Source organism: Agrobacterium sp. YIC 4121, assembly GCF_002008205.1.
In the GTDB taxonomy this organism is placed as follows: Bacteria; Pseudomonadota; Alphaproteobacteria; order Rhizobiales; family Rhizobiaceae; genus Agrobacterium; species Agrobacterium leguminum.
In genome coordinates this window covers 267,552-280,333 of sequence record NZ_MRDI01000004.1, presented here as the reverse complement: position 1 = coordinate 280,333, position 12,782 = coordinate 267,552, and the positions used below count along the sequence as shown (strand labels likewise).

General features: G+C 58.5%; 11 protein-coding genes. 2 read left to right on the top strand and 9 right to left on the bottom strand.

Going from position 1 to position 12,782, the window contains the following annotated elements:
- Positions 1-18: 18 nt before the first annotated feature.
- From BTE54_RS08605 to BTE54_RS08585, 5 genes are read right to left on the bottom strand one after another with little or no spacing between them, the layout of a single operon-like run.
- Positions 19-723 carry a DUF624 domain-containing protein gene (locus BTE54_RS08605; RefSeq protein ID WP_078052139.1) on the bottom strand — a complete coding sequence of 235 codons (705 nt, stop codon included), beginning with the start codon at positions 721-723 and terminating at the stop codon, positions 19-21.
- A 19-nt stretch (positions 724-742) separates the two neighbouring features.
- Positions 743-1,852, bottom strand: coding sequence for an ABC transporter ATP-binding protein (locus BTE54_RS08600; RefSeq protein ID WP_078052138.1), 1,110 nt, complete (start codon positions 1,850-1,852; stop codon positions 743-745).
- Between the two features lie 13 nt (positions 1,853-1,865).
- Positions 1,866-3,038, bottom strand: a complete 1,173-nt coding sequence (locus BTE54_RS08595) for a glycoside hydrolase family 88 protein (RefSeq protein ID WP_078052137.1) — start codon at positions 3,036-3,038, stop codon at positions 1,866-1,868.
- 4 nt (positions 3,039-3,042) lie between these two features.
- Complete coding sequence (locus tag BTE54_RS08590) at positions 3,043-3,879, bottom strand: carbohydrate ABC transporter permease (RefSeq protein WP_078052136.1); 837 nt, start codon at positions 3,877-3,879, stop codon at positions 3,043-3,045.
- Between the two features lie 3 nt (positions 3,880-3,882).
- On the bottom strand, positions 3,883-4,833 hold the full coding sequence (locus BTE54_RS08585) for a sugar ABC transporter permease (RefSeq protein ID WP_078052135.1): 951 nt from the start codon (positions 4,831-4,833) through the stop codon (positions 3,883-3,885).
- 225 nt (positions 4,834-5,058) lie between these two features.
- Between BTE54_RS08585 and BTE54_RS08580 the strand changes: the two genes are divergently transcribed.
- Positions 5,059-6,846 carry a heparinase II/III family protein gene (locus BTE54_RS08580; protein WP_078052134.1) on the top strand — a complete coding sequence of 596 codons (1,788 nt, stop codon included), beginning with the start codon at positions 5,059-5,061 and terminating at the stop codon, positions 6,844-6,846.
- Between the two features lie 10 nt (positions 6,847-6,856).
- Positions 6,857-7,654 (top strand): carbohydrate-binding protein, encoded by a 798-nt coding sequence (locus tag BTE54_RS08575; RefSeq protein WP_065656599.1) that lies wholly within the window; start codon positions 6,857-6,859, stop codon positions 7,652-7,654.
- A gap of 56 nt (positions 7,655-7,710) precedes the next feature.
- On the opposite strand, the gene BTE54_RS08570 is transcribed toward BTE54_RS08575, so the two are convergent.
- The 4 genes from BTE54_RS08570 to BTE54_RS08555 form a co-directional block, all read right to left on the bottom strand.
- Positions 7,711-8,463 carry a FadR/GntR family transcriptional regulator gene (locus tag BTE54_RS08570; RefSeq protein WP_078052133.1) on the bottom strand — a complete coding sequence of 251 codons (753 nt, stop codon included), beginning with the start codon at positions 8,461-8,463 and terminating at the stop codon, positions 7,711-7,713.
- Positions 8,464-8,598: 135 nt separating this feature from the next.
- Positions 8,599-9,609 (bottom strand): 2-hydroxyacid dehydrogenase, encoded by a 1,011-nt coding sequence (locus BTE54_RS08565; RefSeq protein ID WP_078052132.1) that lies wholly within the window; start codon positions 9,607-9,609, stop codon positions 8,599-8,601.
- A gap of 60 nt (positions 9,610-9,669) precedes the next feature.
- Entirely contained in the window at positions 9,670-11,292 is a 1,623-nt protein-coding gene (locus BTE54_RS08560; protein WP_078052130.1) for an ABC-F family ATP-binding cassette domain-containing protein, read from the bottom strand.
- 110 nt (positions 11,293-11,402) lie between these two features.
- Entirely contained in the window at positions 11,403-12,641 is a 1,239-nt protein-coding gene (locus BTE54_RS08555; protein WP_078052129.1) for a TadE/TadG family type IV pilus assembly protein, read from the bottom strand.
- Between the last annotated feature and the right edge of the window lie 141 nt (positions 12,642-12,782).

Below are 12,782 nucleotides of genomic sequence, written 5' to 3'. Positions count from 1 at the left end.
TTTTGATTCTGGTCTGCTTTAAGTGCCGCTCCCCGCCGGTTCGGGCATCCGCGCGCGTGTTTTTGCGGCGGCGTTTCTCGCTGCGAAACAGAGGGCGAACATGCCGAGCGAAAAATTGATGGTGGCCGGCATGAAAACCGACACCGGATAAAAGAGGATATGGGCGAGCCAGAGCGCTGCGACGAAGCCGAGCGCCGCAAGCATTGGCAATGGCCTGGTGAGCGCCAGAAACGCCGCCTGCCGCAGGGTCTCAGAAAGCGGCAGGTCCCGCTTGGCCAGAACAACACTGGCATAGGCGCTGAGGAGGATGAGAAACATCGTGACCGCCAGGCTGATCGCAAAAGGCAGGCTATAGACGAGCTGAAGCCGGGCGGCACCGGCATAGCTGACAGTCGCATAAGCACCGGCGCTCACCAGCAGCGCGCTTAAAACCACAAGCGCGGTGCTGCGCAGGGCGAATTTCCGCAAGGCCTCGAGAAAGTCGCGCAGCAGATAGGTATTCTCGTCATTTGCGATGGAAACAGAGATGCGGGCCATGGCCAGCATCGCCGCCGGCATCGTCACCACCGGCAGGCTGGCGATGATGAAGAGGAGGTTGAGCTTCACCATCTCCCACCATTCGCGCTTGATGATATCGAGGAAAAGGGCAAGGCCGGTCAGCGGCGGGGCGTTCTTGTCGATCCCGGCCCCTTCCTTCGTCCATAACCCTTCCAGCCATTGCATCGCGTTTCTCCCCGTCGCCTCAATAAAGGATCGATCGCTCGGTGGCGGGATCGAAAAGCTGTGCATTCGTCAGATCGGCCACCAGTTCGACGGGATCGCCGATCTTCGCCCTGAAACGCGGTGAGACGCGCGCAACAAGGTTTCTGCCGCCGGAGACGAGGTTGAGATGCACTTCCGATCCCATCGGCTCCGCCAGTTCCACCGTCGCCCGGAAGGGTGCGATATTGGCGGCATCGATATCCGCCGGGGCGAATTCGTGGAAATTTTCCGGGCGGATGCCGAGAACGATGTCCTTTCCTTCGTGGGGGAGCAGGCGTGTGGTATCGATGCCCGCCGGCAGAGGCAGCGGATTGCCGTCGAACAGGGCGATGAAGCGGTCGCCTTCGCGGCGCAGCGTCACGGGCAGCATGTTCATCTGCGGCGCGCCGATGAAACCCGCAACGAACATGTTTATCGGCCGGTCGTAAAGATTTTGGGGCGTATCCACCTGCTGGATATGGCCGTCCTTCATCACCACGATGCGGTCCGCCATGGTCATGGCTTCCACCTGATCGTGGGTAACGTAAATGAAGGTGGCGTCCAGCCGCTTGTGCAGCTTGGAGATTTCCGAACGCATGGTGCCGCGCAGCTTGGCGTCGAGATTGGAAAGTGGCTCATCGAGCAGGAAGACTTCCGGATTGCGCACCATGGCCCGGCCGAGCGCGACACGCTGGCGCTGGCCGCCGGAGAGCGCTTTCGGCTTGCGGTTCAAGAGATGGGTGATGTCGAGAATTTTCGCCGCATCCTTGACCTTGGTGTCGATGAGATCGCGCGGCGCCTTTCTGAGTTCCAGACCGAAGGCCATGTTCTTGTAGACCGTCATGTGCGGGTAAAGCGCATAGTTCTGGAACACCATGGCGATGTCGCGATCCTTCGAGGGGACATCGTTCATCACGTCCTCGCCGATGCGCAACTCGCCGCCGGAGATTTCCTCCAGCCCGGCGATCATCCTGAGCGTCGTGGATTTTCCGCATCCGGAAGGGCCGACCAGAATGATGAATTCCTTGTCGGCAATATCCAGATCGATATCGTGAACGACCTTGAGCGCGCCGAAGGTCTTGTTGAGTTTTTTCAGGGAAATGCTAGCCATCTGTTCCTCGCGCTCACCAATAGGAAGACCAGTTGCGCGAAAGCCGGATCAGCGCTTCCAGATAATAATAATCGCCCCAGGAGACGCACTCATCGACGCCTTCGCCCCGGCAGGTATTATGGGGCGTCTTCTTGGAATAGGTGCCGTGCAGAAGCTGCCCGTTGGAGATCGCGGGATCGCGAACCGAATAGATATCGGCGAGGCTTTTCACCATGCGCCTTGCCAGATCGCGATATTCCGCCGCCTTCTCCGGCGTCTCCAGTTCCGCCATTTCCAAGAGGCCGCAGGCGACGATGGCCGCTGCCGAGCTGTCGCGCGGTTCGCCATCGCCATCCGCAAAAATCAGATCCCAATAGGGTACGAGATCGTCGGGAAGGCGTTTGAGATAGAAGGCGAGAAGCCGCTCAAAGGTGTCGCGATAGGCGGGCAGGCGTTCATATCGATAGGAAATGGCCATGCCAGCAATGCCCCAGGCCTGTCCGCGGGCCCAGTAGCTCTCATCGCTGTAACCCTGTTTTGTGACGCCGCGCACCGGCGCGCCGGTCTCCGGGTCCATGTAAAATGTATGATAGGTGGAATCGTCCGGCCGGACGGAGTGGGCAAGCGTGGTGCGGGCATGGGCAAGCGCCACGGTGCGGTAGTCTTCCCGGCCTGTTTCGCGGCTCGCCCAATAAAGCAGCGGCAGGTTCAAGAGGCAGTCGATGATGTAGCGATATTCGTTGGGATTATCCCTGCGGCCCCAGGCCTGGATGAATTGCCCGACCGGCTGGAACCGCTCCATCAACTGGTCCGCTGCCATCAGCGCCGCACGTCTTCCATCCTCATCGCCCACCAGTTTCCATGCGGCGATGCAGGAGGGCGAGTAGAGAAAGCCCATATCGTGATGATCGGTCTCGATGCGGTTTTCGATACGATGCAGGAAACTCTGCACCTGAATTTGCGCCGCATGCTGAAAGGTCCTGTCGCCGGTATGTTCGAAGGCGAGCCATATCTGGCCCGGCCAAAAACCGGCGGTCCATTGGTCGTTGGCGACTGCCGGGTAAAAATTCTTCACGCTCGAATGGTTCTGCGCCGCATAGGTAAATTGCGGCAGGTTGCGCCTGACCTGCGCGACGGCCACGGCCAGCGCCGCATCGATTTCGGCGGCGGTGATCGGGGTTGTGAGGGACGTGGTCAAATCGAGCATGAAATCAACCCTTGAGGCCGGTGGAGGCGACGCCTTCGACGAAGAAGCGCTGCAATGCCAGGAAAACGACGAGAACCGGGACAAGCGCCACGACCGAGGCGGCCATGATCAATCCGTATTCCGCCGAATATTGCGAAATGAACATGCGCAGGCCGATCTGGATGGTCTTCAGCTCGGTCTTGGTGAGATAGATCATCGGACCCATGAAGTCGTTCCAGGTTGTGACGAAGGTGAAGATCGTCAAGGTGGAAAGCGCAGGTTTGGAAAGCGGCAGCATGATCTTCGCCCAGATCTGGTATTCGTTCATGCCGTCGATGCGCGCCGCCTCGCAGAGTTCGTTCGGGATCGACATGTAAAACTGCCGCATCAGGAAAACGCCGAAGGCGGTAAAGGCCTGCAGGAAAATCAGGGCGAGATGGGTGTTGTTGAGCCCGAATTCGCGCATCAACAGAAACTGCGGCACCATATAAACCTGCCAGGGCATGGCGATGGTGGCGATATAGCCGAGAAACAGCGTGTTCTTGTAGGGAAAATGCAGCTTGGCGAAGGCGTAGGCTGCAAAGCTTGAGGTCAGCAATTGCAGCAATGTGACGATGATCGTCAGCTTCGACGTGTTGTAGATGAACAGCGCCAGCGGGATTTTCGTCCAGATTTCCACATAGTTTTCCCACCGCGGCTGCGAGGGGATCCATTCGATCGGGAACGCGAAAACATCGCGGCTGAGCTTCAGCGACGCCGACAGCATCCATGCGAAGGGCAGAAGCATGACGATGGTGACGACGATCACCGTCAGATAGATGCCAACCGTGGCGGCGGGGATTTTGCGGCCCATGATGCGCATGGATCAATCCTCCCGCTGCCGTTTGAACTGGACGATGGTGACCATCAGGACGAGGAAGAAAAGGACGAGGGCGATCATGCTGGAATAGCCGAGATCCCAGGAGATGAAGGCTTCATTGTAGATGTGATAGACGAGAACCAGCGTCGAAGTGCCGGGACCGCCCTGCGTGATCATATAGACCTGATCGAAAACCTTGAAGGACTGGATCGTCAGCATGACGGTGACGAAAAAGGTCGTTGGAGCAAGCTGTGGCAGGGTGACGTGGATGAATTTCTGCCAGGCATTGGCGCCATCCAGCCCCGCGGCTTCGTAAAGCTCCGAATTGATGCCCTGCAGCCCGGCGAGATAGATGACCATGTAATAACCCATGCTCTTCCACACGCCGAAGAGAATGACCGTGACCATGGCCCAGTGCCGGTCCGCCGCCCATCCCGGCATGTCGGCGGGATCGAGGCCGAGCGTATAGAGCAGCATGTTGACCGGACCCATCTCCGGATTGAAAATCATATTCCAGACGACGGCCACGGCGACCAGCGATGCGACATAGGGAAAGAACATGGCCGTGCGGAAGAAATCGCGGCCGAGGATTTTCTGGTTGAGCAGGATCGCAAGCCCGAGTGCGCAGGCGAGCGTGGCCGGCACCGACGCGACGGTGTAGATGACCGTGTTCCAGAAGGCCGCGATGAAGGCCCTGTCCTCGAAAAGCCGCCAGAAATTATCGAGACCGGCAAAACGCATGGCATTGGAACCATCCCAATGCATGAAGGCCAGCGCAAAGGCAAAGAGGATCGGTCCGAGCGTGAAAATCGCAAAGCCGAGAAAATTGGGCGCAATGAAGGAATAGGCAACGAGCGCATTTTCTATTCTGCGCCGCCGTTTAGAGACGATGCGGAGTTTTTTCCTGCGATACGGAGTCGCCTGCTTGTCGGACATGGTCGCGGTTGCGATTGCCACAGCATATCTCCCATTGCCGCCGTTTCACTGTTTCATCGTGCCGGCTGCCTGCATTTTCCATTGCGGTCCGGGTCTTCGCCCCGCCGCCTCCCGCGCTCTGGATAACACAATATCAATATTGGTCAAACAACTTTGCATAAAGTCAGACAAATTTTCTGGTTTTTCAAGAATACGTATGATAGGAGGCCCATATCGGATTGCGGAACGCGCGGGAGGTTTGAGGGCGTGTTTGTCGAAATGGGGCGGCTTCTGCCAGAACGGTTCGCCGATTTCGGCGCGGAACTGACGGCGCAGAAAATACGGTCTTCAGCACCGGGCGCGGTTTCCCGTAGTCTCATCGAGGCGGCGGAGCAGACCCTTGACGAGCCCTGGTCCGTCATTCTGGCGGGCGACTACCGGGAATATAGCCGCACCGGCAATCGCGATCGTTTCGAGGCGCTTTATTTTTCCCGACGACTGAAGCTGAACGCGCTGGTTCTGGGAGAATGCGCCGAGGGGCAGGGCCGCTTTCTCCATGCCATCATCGATGGTCTTTGGCTGATATGCGAAGAGAGCGGCTGGCAATTGCCCGCCCATAATTCCCATATTCGCGGCGGCCCGCGAGATCCTCTGCCCGATCCGCAAAACCCGGTGATCGACCTGTTCGCTGCCGAAACGGGCGCCAATCTCGCTTTGTGCCTGCATTTGCTGGCACCGGAACTGGAAAGGGCAAATGCAAACCTCGTTTCCCGCGTCCGCGCCGAGATCGACCGGCGCATTACCACGCCTTATCTCACCCGGCATTTCTGGTGGATGGGGAATGGCGACGAGCGGATGAACAACTGGACGGCCTGGATTACCCAGAATGTCCTTCTCTCGACCCTGCTATTGCCCATAGACCAGTCGACGAGGCGTTCGGTCGTGGAAAAGGCGCTCAAGAGTCTCGATGCGTTTCAGAAGGATTATGCGGAAGACGGCGCCTGCGAAGAGGGCGTTCTTTATTATGGCCATGCGGCACTTTGCCTGTTCGGGGCGATGAGCATTCTCGAAGTCTCTGCGCCCGGCTCCATGGCGCCGCTCTTTCATGCGGCGAAGCTGCGCAGCATGGCCGAATTCATTCTCAACATGCACGTGGCGGAGGACCGGTTCTTCAACTTCGCCGATGCGCCGGCGAAGGTCGAGACATCCGGCGTGCGGGAATATCTTTTCGGCAAGGCCGTTTCTTCGCCACGGCTTCAGGCTTTCGCTGCCGCCTGCTGGAACCGCTCACCGGACCGGCTGATGTGCAAGGAGTGGAACCTCTGGTATCGGGTCCAGGCAGTGCTTGCCGTCCCGGAATTTTCCGCGCTTATTCCAGCGGAACCGGCAAAGACCGATATCGCCTATCCCGGTATCGGTCTTGCGATTGCCCGCGACGGGGTTTTCGATCTTGCCGTGAAGGCGGGCAATAATGGCGAGAGCCACAACCACAACGATGTCGGCAGTTTCACGCTTTATAAGAACGGCCGGCCGTTCATCATCGATGTCGGGGTGGAAACCTACACCGCAAAAACCTTCTCGCCGCAACGCTACGACATCTGGACGATGCAATCGGCCTTTCACAATCTGCCGACTTTCGGCGGCGTCATGCAGGCAGCCGGGGCAGAGTTTGCGGCGAGAGATCTTGTGACCGAATTCTCTGAAGATCAGGCGGAAGTCTCTTTCGATATAGCCGGGGCCTATCCCGCCGTGGCGCGTGTTGAGTACTATCGCCGCCGAGTCCGACTGCTGCGTGGCAGCCACGTGGAAGTCCTGGACGACTATCAGGGCGGGCAGGAGGCGGTTCTGTTGCTGATGGTCGCCGAGAAGCCCGCTGTCATGTCGGGTCGGCTGAACTTTGCGGGGCTGGGAGAGATAGCCTGCGAAGGGGCAGGAGAACCCGCCATCGAAGCCATAACAATCAACGATGCCCGCCTTCGCCAGTCCTGGCCACCCGTGATCTATCGCATTCTCATCCCCATCGCAGCCCAGCGTCTGTGCCTGACGATCAGTTAAGGAAGTGCCGATGAAACTTACACTCAAGGTCGTCAATGCGGCGGGTGATGTTCTGGCGGAGGCCGGAGCGGAGGACGAAGCTTTGCTCGTCTATCGCGCAGAATATTGCGAGGGTGACAGGCTTGTCGTCGAGGTTTCACAGCCCGGTCATATCTGGCTTGCGCTCGATGCTGGCATGCCGCCGACGCTGGTTTTCCTGCACGGAAACCAATTCATCCTGCCCGTTCCTTCTGCGGCAAAACGCAAATCCTATCCGCCGCAGGCTTTCAGCGGTAACCTTCACCGGATCGCCGCGCGCCGCACACTCGCCGGTGAAATTGGGGTTCGCAGGAATCTGGCCCTCAACCCGTTTGACGATCATGAAAACACCTCGCTGTTTCCGCACGTTTATGCGAGCACGGAAACGCGTGGGGAGGCGGCCTTCGCAGCCCGCAATGTCATCGATGGTGAAAAGGCGAGCGCGGGCCACGGCTTCTGGCCCTACACAAGCTGGGGCATCAACCGCGATCCCGAAGCTTCGCTGACCCTCGTATTCGGCCGCGCAGTCCTCATCGACCAGCTGACTTTTTACCTGCGGGCGGACTTTCCCCATGATGCCTGGTGGGAAAAAGCGAGCGTCACTTTTTCCGACGGCGAAAGCGCGAGCTTTTTCCTGCAAAAAACCGGGGCTGCCCAGAGTTTCCCGGTCGCGCCGCGCCAGGTGGAATGGATCCGTCTGCATGATCTTAAAAAAGCCGACGATCCTTCGCCCTTTCCCGCGCTGACGCAGATCGAGGTCTGGGGAGCGGATCTGCGGGAAGCGCCGTAGCGCCTGATCGCGGCTTTCTGAGCACAAAACGACGACCCGGTTTTACTGAAAACCCTTTAGCTGTGCGCGATGCCGCGCATGTCGCGCATCATGTCGCGGTAGCGGTGCTGGCTACCGCGCAGATGCGCCTGCATCGCCAGCTTCGCGGCCTGTTCGTTCCGGTCCGATATGGCGATGACGATGGCTTCATGTTCCTTGTGGATCAATCGCCGGTAAGCTGTCTGGTCGTTCTCGCCGGTTTCGGAAACCACGCGCGATTGTGGAATCACGGCCTGACCGTGCAGCTCCAGGAACTGTGTGAAAAGCGGATTGTTGGTGGCGGCCGCAATGGCAAGATGCAGCGCCAGATCCGCCTCGCGAATGGAGCGGTTCTCTTCGATACATTGCAGAAGCCGGGCGTGACAGTCGAAAATCGCTTCCTCCTGCGAAGGTGAACGGCGGAGGGCGGCGAGCCCTGCCGCTTCGATTTCGAGCGGTGTCCTGATTTCCAGTACCTCCAGATCGGAAGAGAGCCGGGCGCGGTCGATACCGGGTGTGGGTGACGCGTCTTTTTCACGTTTCAGCACGAAAATGCCCGCCCCCTGACGCACCTCCACCAGCCCGTCGCAGCGTAGCGCCGTCACCGCCTCGCGCACCACGGTGCGGCTGACGCCATGGGTTTCCGTCATCTCGATTTCGCTGGGCAGGCGGTCGCCGGGTCCATATTGCCCGGAGGCAATCGCTTTTCTCAGGCTGAGGCTAACTCTGCTGACCAGAGAACCGGAGGATTTGCTGCGCTGTTTTTCCTGTTCAGGCACGTCGGTCACCATGCATTGAAATCGAGGCAGGCGTGAAGCCTGTCAAATATGTATGATGAATTTCAGTAAAACTCAATGATCATACCAATTTTACCCGCTTTCATATAAAGGACGCGCGGAATGGTATTAAAAATCGTCCCGGAGACACTAGACCGGGCCGGCAAACTGTTCCGTGGAAACGGCATATAGCGCCCTGCCGGTCCCGAAAAAGCTCTCGATATTGCCGATCGTGGTGTCCGCAATGTTTCTAAGGGCCTCCTGCGTGAAGAAGCCCTGATGGCCGGTGACCAGAACATTGGGGAAGGTCAGCAGCCGCGCGAAAACATCGTCGCGCAGCACGTCGTTGGAAAGATCCTCGAAAAAGAGATCGGCCTCTTCTTCATAGACATCGATGCCGAGACTGCCGATTGTGCCGTCTTTCAGACCCGCAATTGCCGCCTGCGTGTCGATGATGGCGCCGCGGCTGGTATTGACGAGCATAACGCCCTTTTTCAAAAGCGGCAGCGTCTCCCGGCGAATGAGGTGACGGGTCTCCGGTGTAAGCGGGCACATCAGCGCCAGAATGTCCGATGTTCGAAACAGTTCCTCGCGCGTGACGTAGACCATGCCCAGTGCTTCGCAATCCGGATTTGGCCGTACGTCATGGCCAACGAGACGGCAGCCGAAGCCGGCCGCAATGCGCGCGAAAATCGCTCCGATCTTACCCGTGCCGACAATGCCGACCGTCTTGCCGTGAAGATCAAAGCCGAGAAGGCCATCGAGGGCGAAGTTTCCTTCGCGGACACGGTTATAGGCGCGATGGATCTTGCGGTTGAGCGACAGGATGAGCGCCATGGTGTGTTCGGCGACCGCATAGGGCGAATAGGCCGGCACGCGCGCAACGGTCAGGCCGAGCTTTTCGGCCGTGGCTAGATCGACCTGATTGAAACCGGCGCAGCGCAGGGCGATGAGCCGGATACCCATTTCCGCCAGCTTTTCGAGTACTGGCCGCGACAGGTCGTCATTAACGAAGGCGCAGATGGCCGCCGCTCCCTCCGCCAGCGCCACTGTCTCGAGAGACAGGCGTGCTTCGCAATATTGCATCCGCATGCCAGCGTGGGCGGCAGCGTCAAGGAACTGCCTGTCATAGGGTTTGGCGCTGTAGACCACGATCCGCATCTGTTTCTCCAGTCTCCAAACAAAAGCTGCCGTTACAGGGCGGTGCGTCCGGCAGGTGGCTTAGCTGCGAAGGCCCGGCGCTTCCTGTCCCGTGCTTTCCACATATTCGGTATAGCCGCCGCCATATTGGTGGATGCCATCGGGCGTCAGTTCCAGCACCCGGTTGGAAAGCGCGGCGAGGAAATGGCGGTCGTGCGAAACGAACAGCATCGTGCCCTCATAATCCGACAGGGCCTTGATCAGCATTTCCTTGGTGTCGAGATCGAGATGGTTGGTCGGCTCGTCCAGCACGAGGAAGTTCGGCGGATCGAACAGCATGGCGGCCATGACGAGACGGGCCTTTTCGCCGCCGGAAAGAACACGGCAGCGTTTTTCCACGTCGTCGCCGGAAAAGCCGAAACAGCCGGCAAGGGCGCGCAACGGCGCCTGCCCCGCCTTCGGAAAACGCTCCTCCAGCCATTCGAGAATGGTGCTGTCGCCATCCAGAACATCCATGGCGTGCTGGGCGAAATAGCCGAGCTTGACGCTGGCGCCGAGCGTGACATTGCCGGAATCCGGTTCCGTCGTGCCGGTCACCAGCTTCAGCAGCGTCGATTTTCCAGCGCCGTTGACGCCCATGATGCACCAGCGTTCCTTGCGCCGCACCATGAAATCGAGCTCGCCATAGATCGTGCGGCTGCCATAGGCCTTGTTCACCTTCTTTAGCGCCACGACATCCTCGCCTGACCGGGGCGCCGGCGCGAATTCGAAAGCCACCGTCTGACGCCGTTTTGGCGGCTCGACGCGGTCGATCTTCTCGAGTTTCTTCACGCGGCTCTGCACCTGCGAGGCGTGCGAAGCGCGGGCCTTGAAGCGTTCGATGAACTTGATTTCCTTGGCAAGCATGGCCTGCTGGCGTTCGAACTGCGCCTGCTGCTGCTTTTCGTTCTGCGCGCGCTGCTGTTCGTAAAAGCCGTAATCGCCGGAATAGGTGGTGAGATTGCCGGCATCGATTTCGATGATCTTGGTGACGATGCGGTTCATGAATTCGCGGTCATGCGACGTCATCAGCAAAGCGCCGTCGTAGTTTTTCAGGAAATCCTCGAGCCAGATCAGGCTTTCGAGATCGAGATGGTTCGACGGTTCGTCGAGGAGCATCACGTCCGGGCGCATCAACAGGATACGGGCGAGCGCCACGCGCATCTTCCAGCCGCCGGAAAGCTTGGAAACATCGCCATCCATCATCTCCTGGCTGAAGCTCAACCCGTCCAGCACTTCGCGCGCACGGCCTTCCAGCGCGTAGCCGTCCAGTTCCTCATAACGCGCCTGCACTTCGCCGTAACGTTCAATGATGGTGTCCATCTCGTCCATCCGGTCGGGATCGGACATGGCGGCTTCCAGTTCCCGAAGCTCCGCCGCCACTTCGCTGACGGGGCCTGCGCCTTCCATGACTTCCGCGACGGCCGAGCGGCCGGACATTTCACCGACATCCTGATCGAAATAACCGACCGTCATGCCTTTTTCGACGACGACCTGGCCCTCGTCGGGCTGCTCTTCGCCGGTGATCATCCGGAACAGCGTGGTCTTGCCGGCACCGTTCGGGCCGACAAGGCCGATCTTCTCGCCGCGATTGAGCGCGGCGGAGGCCTCGATATAGAGAATGCGGTGACTGTTCGACTTGCTGATGTTTTCGATGCGGATCATGACAGGGCCTGTGAATGGGAGCGGCCCTCCTATGCCACGGGCCGCCGCCGCTGTCACCTGCCGCGCATGTCTTGTCAGCCATGCAGCCGACAAGACGCTCCAGAAACAGATCAGTTGGTGAGCGTGGCTATGCTGCCGGCAGCCTTGCGGGCGATTTCGCCAAAGGCTGTGACGATCTGCTCCATATTTTCCGGCGCATAATAATTGTCGAGGCTGGATGCGCAATATTGCAACAGCGACTTGCCCTTGTCCGGCGCCATGAAGGCGACGCTGAAAATCTTGATCCCGTCTTTCTTGGCGGTCTCGCAGGTGGTGCGCACGGACTGGTCGATGCTGGAATTCCACGAGGCGCTGTTGCCCGTCATTTCACCGTCGGTCATGAGAACAATGTAGCGCTCGAAGGATTCACTGCCTTTGTCCTTGTGTGCTTTCGCTTCGTCAGTGTTGGATTTTTTAAGGGCGTTATAGGCGGCGGTCAGGCTGCTGCGGGCATCCGTGCCGCCGGAGGGAAATTCCGGGATTTGCTTGTCCACGTAGCTGACAACGCTACCAGTACCCCAGCTGATGGGCTGGGCAGCATATGTCTCGTGCGTATAAACCGAGGCACCCGTGCGGACGAGTTCTGAACCACCGTTAGCCGTATAGGTCGGATCAGCCTTGTTCAATGTTGCGACGAGGAACCCTACGGCAGTTTTGAGAGATATGGCTTTGTTGACATAGCAGGGCGATGTCTTGGCCAGATTGGGATATTTGTTCCAATTATCAGAGGTGTAGTTCTGGCACGATGTCTTTTTTGTATCGACCGTGTCCGTCTTGAATGACATCGAACCGGAGCGATCAAGCGCCAGATACATGGAGATCGGTGCGCCCTTGTTGACGGTGCTCTTTGCGGTGCCGGTTACCGAAAGATCGAGTGTTTTTGCGCCAATGAACCCGAGCAGCGGATTGAGCTGTACGCGGTGGTTGATCGTGGTCTCGACGGTGTAGGTTTTGCCGCGGGCATTTTCCGTCTTTGTGATATTGGTCGGAGAATTCTGCTCCAGTTCCTTTTTCTCTTCCTCGGTCAGGTTCTTTTCCATCTGGGCCGCGATGAAGTTCTTGGCGATTTCCTTGATCTGCTCGTCCGTCAGGTCGCCCATTTTCAAACGGGCTTCGGTGGCCGCCGCAAGGGCTGCCGAATCCGCGGTATTCTGCATATCCGCTTTCACCTGCATCACATTCGCCAACTCCATGCCGGCGCCGGCAAAACCCAGCAACACCGGCAGCAGAATGGCCGTCATCATGCCGAAATTCCCGCTGGTATCGGCAAGAAAACGGCGCTTCGGTTTTTGATGTGCAGAGGCGGTCATGACGGGCTCACGGATTAGAATATTCGACTGAGCACAGAGAAGCCGCAAACGATGTAAAATCCGCTAACGTGATCGGTTCAATTTTACGCAGCGATCAAATTGGAGCAGTTTTCGAAGTATTTTCAAGAATTGTTGGCGCGA